Here is a 17,830-nt window from a genome sequence, read left to right on the forward strand (position 1 = left end):
GACCACGCCGACTGCCCAATGAAGTGCAACAACGACTGGTGTTTGGCACTCACGTGCAGCGGGTCAAGATGGGCTGCCAACGGCTCGACGCTCTTGCGCTCCAGCGGCAGCATCAACCCGGCACAGTAATCTTTCAGTCCGTTCACCCGGTCCGCATGCGCCAGCGCCGGTGCCAGGTAATCCAGATATTCCTCAAAATCATCCGCCTTCATCTCACGGCTCCCGCGCATCAACAAGCAATGAGACGCCGCCGCTTAATGAAAAATCCCCCACCCCTTTGAACTGAGGTAAAGCAATGACTTTATGCAACCTCCTGAAAACCATGTCAGCGCCCGCTTTCCCAGCTAATGACGCAGTAGTACTAGCAGGCTGTTGAAAAACTACTGCGCGGGTCGACCTTGGGGCCTGCGGTGCTCTGCGTACCACTCTGTACGCGTGCGCTCCTCGGCCCCAATCTCGCCCCGCTCGCTACGTTTTTCAACAGCCTGCTAAACCAGTTCGAAATCGGCGCTAGCGTACTCCATGCGCATGCAAGAGCACTGAGCCCCAAGGTCGTTGAAAAAGAACTTTGCGTGGAAAAGTGTGAGCTTCAAAATAAATAATGCTCCACGGGCCGCGGGAAGCTTCTCCCTTGGCCGGTGGAGCATCGCGTGAACAGCGCGCGTCTTACTGGAATTTATAGAGGTAGCTCACCCCGATAAACGTGACGTTCTGCTGTTGCTGACCGCTGACGGAGGTGTTGTCCGAGAAGAAGAACGGCACACCGCCATAGGTCCAGGCCCAGTCATTGAATTTTGCACGCTGGTGAATCAGGTCGAGACGCAGGCCCGAATTCTTGCTCAGTTCATACTTGCCGAACAGGTTCAGCGTCGTCGCACGATAGGCGGTGTCCGGCAAGCCGCCCGTCGTGTTCAGGAACGCCTGGTTGGTGGTGATCGTAGCGGCCGTGTTGGAACCCGTTTCCAGCCCTTGCTGATAGCTGTACTTGTCGTCGGTGAAAGTCAGGTTGCCGCCCAGTTCGACCTTGCCGGAGACCTTGCCGTTCAAGCCCAGGCCAATGCTGCTGGTCTTGCTGGACAGCGAGCCAACGTACAGGCTGTGGTTGACGTGCTGCGATTCCTCACCCTGGTTCCAGTACGCGGACATCTTCCAGTTGTCGGACAGCGCAAACGATGCATCGATGCCGTAGAACTTCGCATCGGTGTCGCCGAGCCCCTTGAACACGCCGTTATGCGGGGAATCGTAGCTGTCCTTGCCGTCCTCGATGAGGAACTGCAGCGAGACTCGCTCCAGCGGTGTCCAGTCGGCCGACAGCCGGACCTTGTCGCGCGTGCGGTCCTGGAACATGGTCGGGGTGACCGGCCGGCCGCCGCCCTCGGCTGCCGCCTGCGAGTCGGTGAGCACCGGTGTGCCGAGTGCCGCTTGCAGCCAGTCGGAACCATTGCGGTCGCTGCGGATGTAGCTGATCGCGCCAGTAAAGGTTTCGGACAGGCTTCGCCGCAACTCGATCCGGTACGACAGTTCATCCGTATTCTCGCGCAACAGGTTCAGGCCGCCGGGAGCCGAGGTGCTGACGGGACGGCCGAAATCGACCTTCTCGTAATCCACGCCGAGCGTTCCGCGATAGCCGGGAGCAAACTGGTAGATGGCTTCGACCTTGCCGTTGAGCTTCGTTTGCGAACCCTGGTTGTTGGTTTCGCCGGCATCGGCCGAGTAGAGCCCGACTGGTGTCTTGTTGTTGCGGTCCTCGTACCGCACGTTGGCGGCAAGGGTGAGTTTCGGCATGATGCGCGACGTGACACCGGCCTGTGCGAGCGTCGTGTCCATGCGTCCGCCGAGGTTGGATACGCCCGCAGGTCCGCCGGTCAGCCCCATGCTGGCAAAGTCCTCATCCTGCTTGGCATAGGTGTACGCATACTTGAAGGTCGCCTTGGTCGCCGGTGTGAACGCGTAGTTGCCGGTGAGGGAGAACTTGTGCGCCTGGTTGTCGGGCGCCAATGCCATTGCCTGCGTCATGTAACCGGCGAGAGTGCTGCCGGGCGCGACCGCCGTGTTGAGCACGCTTCCGTTCGGGTTGAACAAGTTGCCCGCGATGGTCGGCCGCAAGGATCCATTCGCGTTGTCGTAGAAGGATCCGTTGTAGGCTGCGCTGAGCAGGAACTTCTCGCCGGAGAAAGTGAGCCTGGCCTCGGCCTGGCGCGTGGTTGAGTTGATCGGCTCCGGCAGCAGCAGAATCCCGCCCGAGCCTCCCGGTGGGCAGAGGATATGGCTGGTCGCCGATGCGCTCGCGGCACAGTTGAGGCCTCGGCCGAACAGTCGGGCGCCGTCCTTGTCCTCGTTCTTGAAGTTGGCTTCGAACTGGAGATTCGGCGAGATCCACTTGGCGAAGTTCAGCGTGGCAGCCTTGCGCTTGGTCTGCAGATCCACGTCGCGACCCGTGCCGGGCGCAGTCAGGGCGGTTACCGTCGGGGTAGCCGAGCCGATGCCCTGCATGCCGGTGTTGATCGTGTTCTGGTAGTTGCGCACCAGCTCGCCGTATTCAACCGAATACTTCCAGTCGCCTTGTCTTTGCTGGCCGAAGCCAAGCTCGCGGGTGTCCAGACCCAGGTTGCGCGCCTTGAAGATAGTCCAGGTGCCGCTCGCCTCATCGCGCTTGTTGACGTCCACATCGAGCAGGCCGTAGAAGTCGTGCTCGCGCATGCCGTTGTACTGACCGAAGAGCGCACGGTCCTTGCTGTCGCCGCTGACGGCACCCACACCGACGCGCACGGAGCTGTCAGGCTTGATGTACTGGTCGATGCCCTCGTCGGCGCATGCCGGGCCGAAGGCTGCAAGCAGCGCGAGCGCGATAGCAGTTTGGCTGGCGCCAAGATGTTGTTTCGAGATTTTCATGATATTGGCCCTTTCTCAGCGGAGCATGAACTGCGGAGTGGGTTGAGCAGCCGCCGGGTTGTTGCTGCCATGCACCTGTGTATGGCAGTTCACGCAGCCGCGTCCCTGGGTGTAGGTGACACCATTTCTGCCGACGCTTGTCGGGCGGGCAGACTGGTTGGTCAACTGCGCAAGGTTCCCACCGTGCGGTGTATGGCATTGGTGGCACAGGAAGGGCGGACGGGTCTTTAACATGCTTTCCACATTGCTGCCGTGGGGGTTATGGCAGATTGCGCAGTCCTCGCTGACCGGCGCGTGGTTCCAGACGAACGGGCCGCGCTTCTCCATGTGGCAGGCGTAGCAGGTTTCGACTACGCTGTCGCCTTTCATCAGTTTCGGACCGACTGAGCCATGGGGGTTGTGACAATCGGAGCAGGCGACCTTGCCTTCGAGGATAGGGTGATGAGAGATGCGATTGACCTGGCTGCGTTGTTCCTTGTGGCAGGCGAAGCACACTTCGGTCTGCGTCTTCTTGTCGAGAGCCTTGTCATGGCCGGCATGGACCGTGTGGCAGGAGGAGCAGGCCACTTCCTGGCTTTGGTGGGTACTGCCTTCCCAATGGGAGCGCTTCGCATCCTTCTTGTGGCAGCCCAGGCAGACATCGCTACGTTGTTGGGCCGGATTCGAGGAGTCTTTGGCAAAGGTGACGTCGGGCTTCGGCGGCTTGTCCTTGCCTTTGTAGTCGGCATGCTTGTCGCTGTCGCCGTGGCACTTGGTGCAGGTCGGCGTGCGCTCGTCGGCGCGTGTGCCATGCTTGGTTTTGCCGATGGCCAGCAGCTTCGGCGAATCGGCCTCGTCATGGCAGGCGGTGCACTTCGCATCGCCCTTGAGAACGAGGTCCTTGGCGGCATCCGCCGCGAAAGCCGGCGCAATGCCAGCCACCCCTATCGCAAACGTCACTAGCGTGACGACCTTCTTCCAGAGCTTCATCAGTGTTCTCCCTATGGTTCACTTCGATTTCTGCTTTTGCCGGTTCACGGTGACTGCAAACCTGCTCGCCCTTCGTGCGTCTTCAGCGACCGGACTAATCGATTGCAGAGCGCCTTCTTTCGCCTCTCATCGACACCCGGTTTGATTTTTGCTTAGGCAACGATGCGCGCGTGATGGAGGGTAGGGTTGCGATTCTTTATACAACTTCGCTGTTCTTCATAGCGCGGATGGACTCGAAAACTTTTGAATCTTTTGATGTGAAATAAGGGCTTGTGGGCATACGCAACGAATAGATCAAGACGTGATAGAAAGTCTTTGATCTGCGTTAGCTTGAAGAGATTGATTCCCGATTTAGAGAAGTGGTGATCGAGAGCCTGTGCCTGTTTTCATAGCACCGCATCACGGACGAGTGCCTTCTGCATTCTCGATTTAGAGAAGAATGAATTGCGCATGATGGAGGCTCTCTTCAAATGAGAATGAAGAAGAAATGATGAGCATGTATCGGCAGGTTTCTCGATTTGGAGAAGCATCGATGAAGCGTCTTCGCGCATGCATTTCATGCGACGACTCCCATCGGGAATCGAATAAGAATCGTCGTATTGATGCAATCGATTTTCAGTGTCTGGAAAAGTTGCGCCATATCAAACAATTTGAAAAGTTTTGCGAATCATCGTGCGATTCGCAACATAGAGCGTTGTGCAAAGGGTGGTGAGTCGATACCCTTCTTGCTATGTGGATATTCGTGCGTTGAAGTCGAGTGCAGATCGCACGAACGGAGCATAAAGACTTGCCGATGTCGGAAACCGGCAAACGCAAGAATCGAAGTTGAACCATAGGGAGGAAGCTGATGAAGCTCTGGAAAAAGGTCGTCACGGTAGTGACGTTTGCGATAGGGGTGGCTGGCATTGCGCCGGCTTTCGCGGCGGATGCCGCCAAACCGGACGCCAAGGATCTGGTGCTCAAGGGCGATGCGAAGTGCACCGCCTGCCATGACGAGGCCGATTCGCCGAAGCTGCTGGCCATCGGCAAGACGCGTCACGGCACGCGTGCCGACGAGCGCACGCCGACCTGCACCAAGTGCCACGGCGACAGCGACAAGCACGCCGACTACAAGGGCAAGGACAAGCCGCCGAAGCCCGACGTCACCTTTGCCAAAAACTCCACCAACTCGACAGATCAGCGCAGCGGAGCCTGCCTGAGCTGCCACAAGAAGGATGCAAACCGCTCGCACTGGGAAGGCAGCACGCACCAGGCGCGCGATGTGAGCTGCTCCTCCTGCCACACGGTCCATGCCGGCCACGACAAGGTGATGGACAAGAAGACCCAGCCTGAAGTGTGCTTCGCCTGCCACAAGGAACAGCGCGCCCAGGTCAGCCGTCCTTCGCACCATCCCATCCTCGAAGGCAAGGTCGCCTGCTCCGACTGCCACCAGCCGCACGGTTCGGTCAGCCCGAAGCTGATGAAGCGTAACAGCGTCAACGAGACCTGCTACACCTGCCACATGGAGAAGCGCGGCCCGTTCGTGCATAACCACTCGCCGGTCGACGAGGACTGCGGTAACTGCCACAACCCGCACGGCACCGTTGCAGAGAGCCTGCTGAAGGCACGTCCGCCGTTCCTCTGCCATCAATGCCATACACCGCACGGTGGTTTCATTCCTCAAGTTGCAGGAGCACAGGTTACGGCGCCAACGGTCAACGGTGCAGGCAAGAGCGGCATCAACGTGACTCAGGCAAGGGCTTGCATGAACTGCCATACGCAGGTGCACGGAAGCAATAATCCGAGCGCAACCAACCCGACGCCGCAGTTCATGTTCCGCTAAGAAAGGGCTAACATCATGAAAATCTCGAAACAACATCTTGGCGTGAGCCAAACTGCTATCGCGCTCGCGCTGCTCGCGGCCTTCGGCCCGGCATGCGCCGACGATGGCCAGAGCGTCGCTGAATTGACCACGCCCGAAAGCTTCGTCAGCGTCGGCGTAGGTGCCGTCAGCGGCGACAGCAAGGACCGCGCACTGTTCGGCCAGTACAACGGCATGCGCGACCACAGCGCCTACGGCTTGCTCAACTTCGACTATCTCAAGCGCGACGACGCGACCGGAACCTGGCTGCAGTTCAATGGCACCGATCTCGGCCTCAGCACGCGCGAACTCGGCTTCCGCTACGACAAGCAAGGCGACTGGAAGGTCAAGGCGGGATACAGCGAACTGGAGCGCATCTATCCGCGCACAATCAATACCGGCATGACCGGTGTCGGTACCAGCACGCCCACGATCAACCGCCTGGCCACGCCGGGCAGCGGCACGGATGTCGACCTGAAGACGAAGCGCAAGAACGCCATGCTCGGCTTCGAAAAATGGGTCTCGCCTTCGCTGCAATTCGTTACCGAGTTCAAGAACGAGGACAAGGACGGCGCGAGGCTGTGGGGCAGGGGATATGACTGCGCAGCCTACGTCTGCGGCAGTTCCACGACGGCAGCCATCAGTCAGGCTGCATTCGTGAAGAATGCGCTCCTGCTGCTGGCTGAGCCGATCAACTCCAACACCAAGCAGATCGATGCAAAGCTCAATTTCCATGACGAGAAATTGATGTTGAGCGCGGGCTACTACGGTTCGTTCTACTCGAACTCGAACGGTAGCCTGAATCCTGTGGTGCCGAACCTGTTCAACAACGGCCTCGGCCAACCCTTCCCGGGCTATCCGGCCGTCGGCACGAACATCATCGCGGGTGGCGGTACGAGCCTGCAAAACAACCTGCAGTCGGCGATGGCGCTGCCGCCGGACAACCAGGCGCATCAGATCTACATTGATGGCAACTATGCGTTCACGCCCAAGACCAAGGCGAACTTCAAGTATGCGTACACGCATGCGACGCAGAACGCCAGCTTCGCCGGCGCGGGTCTGAGCGGTGCTCCGGCTGGCGTGACCGACCTTGGCGGTCGCGTTGACACCGTACTGGCACAAGTCGGATTCACCACGCGTCCGATCGACAAGCTCTCCCTGCTTGCCAATGTTCGCTACGAGAACAAGGACGACAAGACACCGAACGCCTTGTACAACGTAGAGGCGACAGCGGTAACGCCGGCCACCAACCCCGCCAGCTATACCAATGTCGGCGAGTTCTGGAACAACAACCATGTGACGTCGACCAAGGTCAACGGCAAGCTGGAAGCCAGCTATCTGCTGCCGGCCAACTATCGTGCGACGATCGGTGCGGACTACGCCTCGATCGAACGCGAGGTGCCGACGCCTGCCGGCGATGAAATCGTCGCCGGTCTGGGTGGCCTGCGCGCGAGAAACTCGGAAACGGGCTATCGCCTTGAACTGCGTCGCAACATGTCGGAAACGCTCAATGGCGCGATCGGCTATTCCAGCAGCAAGCGCGGCGGATCCGACTGGACCTCGCTGCAGACCAGTGCTGCCGCCGCGGCGGCAGGTGCAGGCTACGGTGCAACGGTGCCGGCATCCACGCTGGTCGGTCTGTCGGCGACGACGATCATGCCGATGAACATGGTGGATCTGGAGCGCGACAAGTGGAAGCTGTCTGCCGACTGGACTCCGAGCGAGCGTATGACGGTGCAGGTCAGTCTGGAAGACGGCAAGGACAAGAACACGAATTTCTTCAACCCGGTAGCTGGTGGCAAGGGTTGGCGTGATTCGGCGTTCAAGATGTACAGCCTTGACATGTCCTACGCCCTGACCGACAACTGGAAGCTCAACGGCTATGCATCCTACGGCGATCAGACCCTGCATATCAACCACAGCACGGGCTACATGCTGGCTCTCAATGACCGGAGCGATGCTTTCGGCCTCGGCGTGGATGGCAAGCTGAGCAGCAAGCTGCTGGTTGGTGCAAACCTGTCCTACCTCAATGACATCAACAAGTACGGCATCGACGCCGCGCCGTCGGCAACGGGTGCGCCGGCCACCGCAGCCAACCTCGCCCAGGCTGCGATCGGTCTGCCGGACGTGACGTTCCGTACGACGACATTGAGCTTCTTCGGCAAGTATGCGCTGCAGAAGAACGCGGACGTCCGCCTCGACCTGATCCATCAACGTGCACGACTGGTTGAATGGACTTGGGCAAGCAACGGTGTGCCGTTCACGTTCGCCGATAACACGACTGTCGGTGCCAAGCAGACGCAAAACGTCAGCTTCATCGGTGTGACCTACATCTACAAGTTCCAGTAAGGTCAGGCACCCCGATATGGCGCTCCGCCGGATCAACCAGCATGTCTGTGGCACCCGGTGGAGCGTTCACGTTGCCAGTCTCTGTTTGAACGCCCCGCAAGGGGCGTTTCTTTTGGCGCGTGCCGGCCGTTCAGGCTCGTGTCCGGCCTGGCGCGAAAGTTGCATTCTCGTAATACCGAATACACCGTAGTACCGAATAATTAAACACCCTCCTTAAGATCATGACCAAATCGCTCGCTTACCGAAACAGGACGGCTGTGCCGATCCGGAAGCTCAAGAACTGGGCGCTGACAGCGGTTATCTGCCTTGCCGGCGTCTTCACATTGGCGCCTGCCTCCGCAGAAGACGCCAAGCCCGCGGCCGCCGCACCGACTGCGGAAAAGCTCGATAACGCAAGCTGTGAAGGCTGCCATGACGGGAAGAAGGGCAAGCTGGAAGCGCCGACCGCCGGCGGCGAGAAACGCACACTGAATGCGATCAATCCGGTGAAGTACGGCAAGGGCGTGCACTCGACCATGCAGTGCGTCGACTGCCATACCGAAATCACCGATGCCAAGGCGCAGCACCAGAAGTCCGCCACGGCCAAAAAGCCGGACTGCATCTCCTGCCACGAGACGCTATGGAGCAAGGCCAAGAAGGACGGTCTGACCACGCAGAAGGCGCGTCTGGGCGCTGTGGTGGATAACATCGAGGCCTACAAGAAATCGCTGCATGCACGTCCCAACAAGGACGAGCCGGACCGCGCGAATGCGGGCTGCAACGACTGCCATGACGTCCATACCTTCGACGTCGCCCCCGTGGGCACCACGCGCCGCGCGGAAAACCGCCTGACCATCGCGGAAACCTGCGGCGCAAAATGCCACGAGGATCAGCTCGAAGAGTACAAGGATTCCATTCATGGGAAAGAGGTTCTCGAAAAGAAGAATATCAAGGCTGCCGTCTGCTCCGACTGCCATACGACACATGCTGTCGCCAACACCTCGGCCGATCCGACCAAGCTGAAGATCACGGCTTCCTGCGGCAACTGCCATACCGACCGTTACAAGTCCTACAAATCGACCTACCACGGCCAGGTGACGGCCCTGGGCTATGCCGAGACCGGCAAGTGCTTCGACTGCCACGGCAGCCATGGCATTCAGCCGAAGAAGGATCCGGAGTCCAAGGTCAACGAAAAGAATCTGCTGAAAACCTGCAAGCAATGCCATTCCGAGAAGAAGGGCCGTGCCGACGCGACAGCCGGTTTCGTCTCCTTCCAGCCGCACGGCACCGCCGGCGACTTCAAGACCTATCCGCAGATCTGGCTGGCCAAGAACTTCATGATCGGTCTGCTGGTCGGCACCTTTGCCTTCTTCTGGACCCACACGCTGCTCTGGTTCTATCGTGAGTACAAGGAACGCAAGCAACGCAAGCTGCGCCCGCATGTGAATGTGGAAGCGCTGCCTGAAGAATTGAAGGGCAAACACTACCAGCGCTTCACCGCGACCTGGCGTATCGCCCACCTGACGTTCGCACTGAGCTTGATGGCGTTGACGCTGACCGGCATGCCGCTGTTCTTCCCGGACGCTGCATGGGCACCCGTGATCATGAAGACGCTGGGCGGCTACAAGGTTGCGGGCAGCATCCACCGCGTCTTTGCCACGATCTTCGGCATCGTGTTCATCTGGCACGTCTTCTATGTCGGCATCAAGCTGGCGAAGAACTGGAAGAAGTTCAAGATCTTCGGGCCGGATTCGCTGATCCCGGGCCTGCAGGATCTGACCGACATCATCGCCATGTTCAAGTGGTTCTTCGGCCTGGCACCACGTCCGGTATTCGATCGCTGGACCTACTGGGAGAAGTTCGACTACTGGGCACCGTTCTGGGGTGTCACGATCATCGGCGTATCCGGCCTGATGATGTGGTTCCCGCATGTGACCGCGAGCTACCTGCCGGGCTGGGTGTTCAACGTCGCGATGATCTTCCACGGCGAAGAAGCGATCCTGGCAGTGGTGTTCCTGTTCACCGTCCACTTCTTCAACAACCACTTCCGTCCGGACAAGTTCCCGCTGGATACGGTGATGTTCACCGGCACCTTCCCGCTGGAAGAGTTCCGCCACGAGCATCGTGTCGAGTATGATCGCCTGGTGCGCACGGGAGAATTGAAGAAGTACCTGGTGGATGCGCCGTCGCAACCGATGACGCTGGGCGCCAAGATACTTGGCTTCACCCTGATCGTCGTCGGCCTGAGTCTGCTCACGATGGTGGTGAACGGATTCTTGGGACATTGAAATTGTTAACCCGGGGCGCCCGTCCCCCGGTTCTAAATTTGGCGGAAGTAAAACTGGTATTTCATTTTTTAGAGAGAGGCATCATGAAACTCAACACCATCACCAGCAAGCTGTTGGGAATGGCCGCCGCCGCGGTGGCCCTGTCCGTGTCGACGCACGCCTTCGCCGCCCTGAGCGATTCCGACGTCGAGCCTTACCTGAAGAAGCAAGGCTGCTTCAAGTGCCACGCAGTGGACAAGACGAAGAAAGGGCCGTCGTACAAGAAGATCGCCGCCGATCTCAAGGCCAAGCCGGACGGCGAAGCCAAGATCATCAAGAACATCACCACGGGACCGAAGGTCAAGCTGGAAGACGGCACCGAGGAAGAGCACAAGATCATCGAGACCAAGGACCAGGGCGATCTGAAGGCTATCGCGAAATGGGTTCTTTCGCACTAAGCGAGGGAACGGCGGGATTCCGGGGCTAATACCCAGAAGGTCATCCTGACCCGTTGATGCAATCGCGATGCGAATCGCGTTGGGGCTGGCAGTGCCAGCCCTTTTTCATTTCGGCGAAGAAAGGGGCGCTTACTCTCTTCGCAGGAAGCGACGCCTGGCCGGGGCACGCGAGGGCAGGGGCGCCGCATTGTCCGCCACCGCCAGGCCGAGCGATCGCATGAATTGCTCGACCCCGCTGGTATAAGCACCGGGCAGCCCCAGTTCTTCATTGATCTGCCGATGCGACAGATCTTCCTCCAGCACCGATGCGCGCACGCCGAGCCGCTCCTCGGCGGACACGAATTGCCTTGCCTGGGGACAGGAATCAGTGCGGCGGCTCGAACACACGGCCAGCAGCGGAACCGCCTTCGACGACAGCGCGTGGAAGGGCGACACGGACTTCCAGTAGGCCGGATCGGCGCCGAAGGCGGGGTCATACAGCCGCATATGCCGTCCCTGCATGATTTGCGCCACGTCGAGTGCTGCGCTGTCGAGCGCAACCGTGCCCAACCAGGGCTTCGCGCCCAGGCGGAATGCGCGCGAGGGATCGGCGGAGAGCAGGGCGATCAGGTGCGCGCCGGCCGAATGCCCCATGAGCAGGAAAGCGGAAGGATCGGCACCCCAGCTTTCCGCCTGGGATTGGGCGGTGGCCAGGGCCTTGGCCACGTCGTCGGCCTGTTGCGCCACGTCGGCCTGCGGCAGCAGCCGGTAGTTGACCGAGATGAAAACAAAGCCGTTTGCCGACCATCGCGCAAGCTTGTTTTCGACGACCGAACGCATCGTCTTGTCACCGCGCCGCCAGCCGCCGCCGTGGACCATGACGATGACCGGGGCGTTCTTCGCCTGCGCCGGCAGGTAGACATCCATGCGCTGCAGGCGATCCTCGCCGTAAGGGACATCGCGGCGCAGCGTGACGCCGGCCGGAAGACTTGAAACGGTTCCGGCGCTGTCGTCGTCCTGCAGATCGGCGGCACGGCGCTCCATCAGCCGGCCCGCGTGGGCAGCGGGCAGTGCAAAGCTCAGTGAGAGCAGGACGATGCAAAATGATGTTCTCATGGGGATCATGATGGGTTAAGTCGGAAAAATTGTTTTGGCGGAATGCCGGCCCTTCCCCCCGGCGTCTGCAACCGCCACGCATTGCATCCTCCCGCCGGACGCTTCAAGGCGCAAAGAACCTGCGCTTCACCGCCTCGGTGCAGAGAATATAGCCGAGCACGATGGCCATTGCCGTCAGCGCCAGCGGCCAGGATAGCGGAATAAAACCGAACACGCGCGCGATGTAGGGAATGGAGGGGAGGCAGATCGCCAATACGCCTACCAGCGTCGTCGTCGCCAGCAACAGGCGGGATGGCTTGCTGCGCCACGCGGGCTTCGCAGTGCGCAGCACTAGCACCACCACCAGTTCAGTCAGCACGGAGACCACGAACCAGGCGGTCTGGAAGGTGGCCTCGTCGGCGTGAAAGACCTTGATGAGCGTGGCGAAGGTGAGCAGGTCGAACGCCGAGCTGACGAGGCCGAACACGATCATGAACTGACGCACCTCGCGCAGGTTCCAGCGGCGCGCACGCTCGACGCGTTCGCGATCCACATTGTCTGTAGAGATGGCGATCGAGGGAATGTCGGAGAGAAAATTGTTGAGCAGGATTTGCTTGGCGCTCAGCGGCAGGAAATCGAGCACCGACGTGGCGAATGCCATGCTCATCATGTTGCCGAAGTTGGCGCTGGTCGTGACGCAGATGTACTTGAGCGTGTTGGCGAAGGTGCGCCGGCCCTCCCTGACGCCGTTGCACAGCACGTCCAGGTCGGGCCGCAGCAGGATCACGTCGGCTGCCTCGCGCGCCACGTCGACCGCTTTGTCCACGGAAATGCCAACGTCGGCGATATGCAGTGGCGGACCGTCGTTGATGCCGTCGCCGATATAGCCGACCACGTGGCCGGCGCGCTGCAGCGTGCGCACGATATGCTCCTTTTGCTGCGGATCGACTTCGGCGAACAGATCGGTGCGCTCGGCCCGATAGCGCAAGGATTCTTCGTTCAGCCGCGACATCTCCGCGCCGGTGAGCATCGACGCGCATTCCAGCCCGAGGCCTTCCGCGACATGAGCGGCGACGTAACGGTTGTCACCGCTAATGATCTTGACCCGGATGCCGAGTGCGGCCAGGTCGTGCAGGGTTTTCCCTGCGCCGGCCTTGAGCGGATCGAAGAAGAGCAGGAAGCCGGCGAATGCCATGGCGCTTTCGTCGTCATGCACATAGTCGGCCTTGGGCTCCGCATGGCGAGTCGCCACGGCAAGCACGCGAAAACCTTCCCGTCCCTTGCGTTCATAGTAGTCCTGCAGCTTGCGGCGCGCCTCATCGTCCAGCGGGCGCTCGCCATTGGCCGATGCGATCGCGGTGCAGAGTTCGAGCACGTTGCTGAATGCGCCCTTGGTGATGATCAGATGCCGGTCCCGCGACGCCGGTTCCTCGACCACGATGGTCAGACGGCGCCGGATGAAGTCATAGGGAATTTCATTGATCTTGCGCAGGCCGTCGATGCTCATCCTTTCCTTCTCGCCCGCGACGATCAGCGCCGCGTCGAGCGGGTTTTCGATGCCGGTTTCGAAGGCCGCGTTGAGATAGGCCAGCCATCGCACCGAGGACGAGGTGTTGCCATCGGGATCGACCGCGTCGTTGAGGTCGATCACGCCTTCGGTCAGGGTGCCGGTCTTGTCGGTGCAGAGGACATCCATGCTCCCCAGGTTCTCGATGGCTTCCGGCCGGCGGATGATGACGCCGCGCCGTGCCATGGCGCGCGCGCCATGCGACAGGGTGACGCTTACGATGGCGGGAAGCAGCTCGGGGGAGAGTCCGACCGCCAGAGCGACGGCAAACAGCAGCGACTCGATGGCGGGACGATGGAACAGTTGATTTACCGCCAGCACGAAGATCACCGTGATCAGCATGACGCGCAGCAGCAGATAGCCGAATTGCCGCACGCCGCGCGTGAATTCGGTCTCCGGGGCGCTCGACTTGAGACTGGCGGCGATGGCGCCGAGCGCTGTCCTGCGTCCGGTTTCGACCACCAGCACGGTTGCCGTGCCGCTGCGCACCGACGTGCCGGAATAGACGCAGTTGGTGCGCTCGGCGACAGGCGTATCCGCTGCGAGCTCGCCAGGCTGCTTCTGGACCGGGAATGGTTCGCCGGTCAGGCTGGCTTCGGTCACCAGAAAATCGGTGGCGTCGATCACCACGCCATCGGCGGGAACGAGATTGCCGGCCGACAGTCGGATGATGTCGCCCGGCACCAGGTCGCTGGCCAGCAAGGCTTGCAGCTTGCCATCGCGGAAAACCCGCGCGGTCAGCGCAAGGCTTCGGCGCAGGCGGGCGACCGCGCGCGAGGCGCGGTATTCCTGCGAGAATCCGAGCAGGACGCTGCCCAGAACGATGACGAGGATGATGACGGCGTTGGTCCAGTCCTGCAGCGCCAGCGAAACCACGGCGCCAAACACGAGGATGAGGACGAGCGGACTTGCAAGCTGGCGCAGCAACAGAGACAGCGCGAGCAATTCATCTTCGGCCTCCATGGCGTTGGGGCCATGCCGCATTGCGCGGATGTGTGCCTGCTCGCCGGACAGCCCTTCGATGCGGGTATCCAGCAGCCGCATCAGGGCGGCAAGGCTGGTGCTCCAGTACGGATCGCTTGTTGCCATCGCACGCACCGTCGAGGTGGAGGAGAGCGCCCATTATAGACCTGGTGCACAGCGTCCTTGAAGAGCCTGAAGCGATCTTTCCCCGAGGTCTCAGGCCCGCTGCCGCGCGTCCGACATCAACAGCGACTGCACATCCTCGCCGGACACCGGGCGGCTGAACAGATAGCCCTGCATGACATCGCACCGGTACTCGCGCAGGAAGGCAAACTGCTCCTGCGTTTCCACGCCTTCCGCGACCACTTTCAGCTTCATGCTGTGCGCGAGCGCGATCACCGCCATGACAATGGCGCGGTCGTCCGGGTCGGTATGGATGTCGCGCACAAAGGATTGATCGATCTTCAGCACCTGGATCGGCAGGCGCTTCAGATAGGAGAGGGATGAATAGCCCGTGCCGAAATCGTCGATCGAAATCTGCACCCCCATGCCGTGCAGGCGTTCCAGTATCGCCCCGGTCTGGGCGGTATCTTCCATCAGGACGCCTTCCGTCAGCTCGACTTCCAGCAAGGCCGGCGCCAGATCGAATTCATCCAGGATGTCCGCAATGGTATCGGCCAGATCGCCCTGGTGGAACTGGCGCGCCGACAGGTTGACGGCGATTCGCATCGGCGTGCCCTGGCGCTCCCATTGCTTGGCCTGAGCACAGGCCTTGCGCAGCACCCATTCGCCGATCGGAATGATCATCCCCGTCTCCTCGGCCAACGGAATGAACTGTGCCGGCGAGACCATGCCGAATTCCGGATGACGCCAGCGGATCAGCGCTTCGGTGCCGTGAATCCTGCCGGTGGCGACGTCGATCTGCGGCTGATAGTGCAGCATCAGTTCATCGCGTTCCACGGCCCAGCGCATGGCGCTTTCCAGGCGCAGGCGATGCATCATCGTCGCATTCATGTCGCCCGTGAAAAACTGGAAGTTGTTGCGGCCGAGATCTTTCGCGCGATACAGCGCGATGTCGGCATTCTTGATCAGGGCTTCGGCATCGTTCGCATCGGTCGGGTAGAGCGTGATGCCGATGCTGGTCGTCACATACAGTTCATGGCCGTACAGCTGGAAAGGTTCCTTCAGGATCGCGAACAGCTTGTCTGCCAGGCGCGCGACATCCTCCGGCTGGGAAATTTCCAGTGCGAGCAGTGCGAACTCGTCGCCGCCCATGCGCGCCAGCGTGTCACCCTCGCGCACCGCGGCGAGCAGGCGTGTGGCCACTGCCTTCAACAGGGCATCGCCGATGTCATGGCCGAGCGTGTCGTTGACCGTCTTGAAGCGATCCAGATCGAGCAGCATTAGCGCGAAGGCATTGTTCTTGCGATGCCGCAACGCCGCCGCCTGATGCAGGCGGTCATTGAACAGGCGGCGATTGGGCAGGCCGGTGAGCGGATCGTGGAAGGCGAGGTGACGGATGGTCTGCTCGGTCTGCTTGCGCTCGCTGATGTCTTCAGTCACCGCGACGAAATGGCTGACTTCGCCATTCTCGTTCTTCAAGGGCGAAATGGTTTCCAGGCACCAGTAGGTTTCACCGTTCTTTTTCGTGTTGTGCAGCTCGCCGGTCCACTCCTTGCCCGACAGGATGGTGTCCCACATGCGCTTGTGCGTCTCCGGATGAGTCTCCTCGGAGCGCAGCACGCCCGGCGTCTTGCCGATGATTTCCTCCGGCCGATAGCCGGTAATCTTGGAAAACCATGGGTTGATGTACTCGATCACGCCGTTGCGGTCGGTGATCATGACGGCGTTCGCACTTTGTTCTACCGCGCGCGACAGCTTGCGCAGGTTCTCTTCGGTTGCCTTGCGCATTTGCTCGCGCTCGATGTTCTCCAGCGCGAAGGACAGGTCATGCGTCATCTCTTCGAGCAGGCGCAACTGCGCCGCATCGAAGAAGTCCGGCTCGCGCGCATAGAGGCTGAACATGCCCACCACGCGCGCATTGACCTGCAACTGGAGAAAGACATGTGATTCGAATCCTGCGGCCACTGCCTGCGGACAGGCCGCGTGCCGGGACACGTCGTCTTCTCCAAGGTGGTTGCATGCCTTCAGCGAAATGCGCTGCAGCGAGTCGACATTTTCGCTCATGCAGCAGCGGATGGCTTCGTCGCATTCCGGCATTTCCGCGTCCTGCCCGCATTTCGCCTTCCATGACCAGGTCCCGCTCGCCGCATCCAGCCAAGCGATGCGCGCCAGCGGAAAACCTCCGGCTTCCACCGCAACACGGCATATCTCGTCGAGCAATTTGTCGCGCTCGGGAACGCGCATAATCGCCGCATTGGTGAGGCTCAGCACGCTGTAGAGACGATTGATCTGGATGACGGCATTCTGCGCGCGCTGGCGTTCGGCGATTTCCGTGCTCAGCGAACGGTTTGCCGCGGCCAGCTCTTCGGTGCGCTTCTCTACCTCGCGTCGCAGCAGCAACGGGCGCTTGAAAGTCAGGTGCGCCAATAGTGCCATCAGGATGGAAAACAGCAGCACGCCGACGCAGGTAGCGACTGCGAGCGAATACTCCATCCAGCCGTCGGTTGGCGAGACGCTGAGATACCAGCGGCCATTGGGAACTTCGATGGTCCGCACCAAAGCGCCCTTGACCGTGCCCTTGCCCGATTGCGCAAATATCTCGCGCACGCCGGTTTCGGGATTCACGCGCGCCAGTTCGTACTGGTATCCGGCATCGATCAGTTGCGCGAGGTTGGCGCTCTTCAGCAAGTCGGGAACCTTGATCACCGCGATGGCAAAGCCCCAGAACCAGTCCTTTCCGTCCGGGTCCGGCATGAAGACTGGCAGACGGCCGACCACGGCCTGGCCGCCCTGGTGCAGCTCAAACGGGCCCGCGAGGGTCAGCTTTCCGGTCTCCAGCGCGAGCTCGGCAGCTTTATGACGTACGGGATCCTTGAGCAAGTCATGCCCGATCACCTCGGAATTCCCGACGTAGGGAACGACGTTCGACACAACGCCGCCCTTCGCCAGTTGCAGGCTGCTGATGTCGCCGTAGATTTGCAGCATCTCTGTTGCCAGCGAATCAAAGCCGCTGACATGGCCGCCCGTCTGGCGCACCAGGGCGGCGAGGGCATAGGTGCTCGAAAGACTGCGGCTGAGACGGCCTTCGATGGTCGTGGCATGCGTGGTCGCGACATGCTCCGCTTCTTGATGTTCGTGAAGCATGTAGGCGTGGAGATACAGCGCTGAAAAGGCCGCGCCGGCCAGCAAAGTGCCGACGAACACGAGTGCCGTCAGAGCCCACAGTCGAAAGCGCAGCTTTTTTTCATCAGCACTTCGGCCCATCAGCGCCGTTACCATTCCATTCATGCTGTACCACTCCGGCACTGCGAACGCGCTTCGATCGTGTCGACATTCACTGGTTGGGTCC

Annotated in this window: 10 protein-coding genes; 4 read left to right on the forward strand and 6 right to left on the reverse strand. The window is 60.7% G+C overall.

Translation table 11 applies throughout. From position 1 onward, the window contains the following. From VJ651_RS10615 to VJ651_RS10625, 3 genes are all read right to left on the reverse strand, one after another. The coding region (locus tag VJ651_RS10615) for a transposase (protein WP_324107429.1) at positions 1–212 on the reverse strand (212 nt) is incomplete at its 3' end. Positions 213–666: 454 nt separating this feature from the next. Further along, the gene (locus VJ651_RS10620; RefSeq protein WP_324107430.1) at positions 667–2,892 is read right to left on the reverse strand and encodes an MtrB/PioB family decaheme-associated outer membrane protein; all 2,226 of its coding nucleotides are present in this window, start codon (positions 2,890–2,892) and stop codon (positions 667–669) included. A 15-nt stretch (positions 2,893–2,907) separates the two neighbouring features. Beyond that, positions 2,908–3,861 (reverse strand): DmsE family decaheme c-type cytochrome, encoded by a 954-nt coding sequence (locus tag VJ651_RS10625; protein WP_324107431.1) that lies wholly within the window; start codon positions 3,859–3,861, stop codon positions 2,908–2,910. An 847-nt stretch (positions 3,862–4,708) separates the two neighbouring features. Here VJ651_RS10625 and VJ651_RS10630 point away from each other — a divergent pair. From VJ651_RS10630 to VJ651_RS10645, 4 genes are all read left to right on the forward strand, one after another. Further along, positions 4,709–5,683 (forward strand): DmsE family decaheme c-type cytochrome, encoded by a 975-nt coding sequence (locus tag VJ651_RS10630; RefSeq protein WP_324107432.1) that lies wholly within the window; start codon positions 4,709–4,711, stop codon positions 5,681–5,683. A gap of 15 nt (positions 5,684–5,698) precedes the next feature. Next, complete coding sequence (locus VJ651_RS10635; RefSeq protein WP_324107433.1) at positions 5,699–8,050, forward strand: MtrB/PioB family decaheme-associated outer membrane protein; 2,352 nt, start codon at positions 5,699–5,701, stop codon at positions 8,048–8,050. A gap of 221 nt (positions 8,051–8,271) precedes the next feature. Continuing rightward, positions 8,272–10,317, forward strand: coding sequence for a cytochrome c3 family protein (locus VJ651_RS10640; RefSeq protein ID WP_324107434.1), 2,046 nt, complete (start codon positions 8,272–8,274; stop codon positions 10,315–10,317). An 83-nt stretch (positions 10,318–10,400) separates the two neighbouring features. Beyond that, positions 10,401–10,754 carry a c-type cytochrome gene (locus VJ651_RS10645; RefSeq protein WP_324107435.1) on the forward strand — a complete coding sequence of 118 codons (354 nt, stop codon included), beginning with the start codon at positions 10,401–10,403 and terminating at the stop codon, positions 10,752–10,754. Between the two features lie 129 nt (positions 10,755–10,883). Here the strand turns inward: VJ651_RS10645 and VJ651_RS10650 are convergent, their stop codons facing one another. The 3 genes from VJ651_RS10650 to VJ651_RS10660 all read right to left on the reverse strand — a co-directional run bounded on the left by VJ651_RS10650 (position 10,884) and on the right by VJ651_RS10660 (position 17,769). After that, positions 10,884–11,849 carry an alpha/beta hydrolase gene (locus tag VJ651_RS10650; protein ID WP_324107436.1) on the reverse strand — a complete coding sequence of 322 codons (966 nt, stop codon included), beginning with the start codon at positions 11,847–11,849 and terminating at the stop codon, positions 10,884–10,886. A gap of 103 nt (positions 11,850–11,952) precedes the next feature. Beyond that, entirely contained in the window at positions 11,953–14,484 is a 2,532-nt protein-coding gene (mgtA, locus tag VJ651_RS10655; protein WP_324107437.1) for a magnesium-translocating P-type ATPase, read from the reverse strand. A 90-nt stretch (positions 14,485–14,574) separates the two neighbouring features. Next, positions 14,575–17,769: a bifunctional diguanylate cyclase/phosphodiesterase gene (locus tag VJ651_RS10660; protein WP_324107438.1), complete on the reverse strand. Its 3,195-nt coding sequence runs from the start codon at positions 17,767–17,769 to the stop codon at positions 14,575–14,577. Positions 17,770–17,830 lie beyond the last annotated feature (61 nt).

This window comes from Noviherbaspirillum sp., assembly GCF_035254865.1.
Taxonomy (GTDB): domain Bacteria; phylum Pseudomonadota; class Gammaproteobacteria; order Burkholderiales; family Burkholderiaceae_D; genus Noviherbaspirillum.

What these genes read in the sequence shown, in the direction of transcription:
- VJ651_RS10650 (WP_324107436.1), bottom strand. Translation starts at nt 11,849, where the DNA reads ATGAGAACATCATTTTGCATCGTCCTGCTCTCACTGAGCTTTGCACTG.
- VJ651_RS10645 (WP_324107435.1), top strand. Translation starts at nt 10,401, where the DNA reads ATGAAACTCAACACCATCACCAGCAAGCTGTTGGGAATGGCCGCCGCC.
- VJ651_RS10630 (WP_324107432.1), top strand. Translation starts at nt 4,709, where the DNA reads ATGAAGCTCTGGAAAAAGGTCGTCACGGTAGTGACGTTTGCGATAGGG.
- VJ651_RS10640 (WP_324107434.1), top strand. Translation starts at nt 8,272, where the DNA reads ATGACCAAATCGCTCGCTTACCGAAACAGGACGGCTGTGCCGATCCGG.
- VJ651_RS10635 (WP_324107433.1), top strand. Translation starts at nt 5,699, where the DNA reads ATGAAAATCTCGAAACAACATCTTGGCGTGAGCCAAACTGCTATCGCG.
- VJ651_RS10625 (WP_324107431.1), bottom strand. Translation starts at nt 3,861, where the DNA reads ATGAAGCTCTGGAAGAAGGTCGTCACGCTAGTGACGTTTGCGATAGGG.
- mgtA (WP_324107437.1), bottom strand. Translation starts at nt 14,484, where the DNA reads ATGGCAACAAGCGATCCGTACTGGAGCACCAGCCTTGCCGCCCTGATG.
- VJ651_RS10660 (WP_324107438.1), bottom strand. Translation starts at nt 17,769, where the DNA reads ATGAATGGAATGGTAACGGCGCTGATGGGCCGAAGTGCTGATGAAAAA.
- VJ651_RS10620 (WP_324107430.1), bottom strand. Translation starts at nt 2,892, where the DNA reads ATGAAAATCTCGAAACAACATCTTGGCGCCAGCCAAACTGCTATCGCG.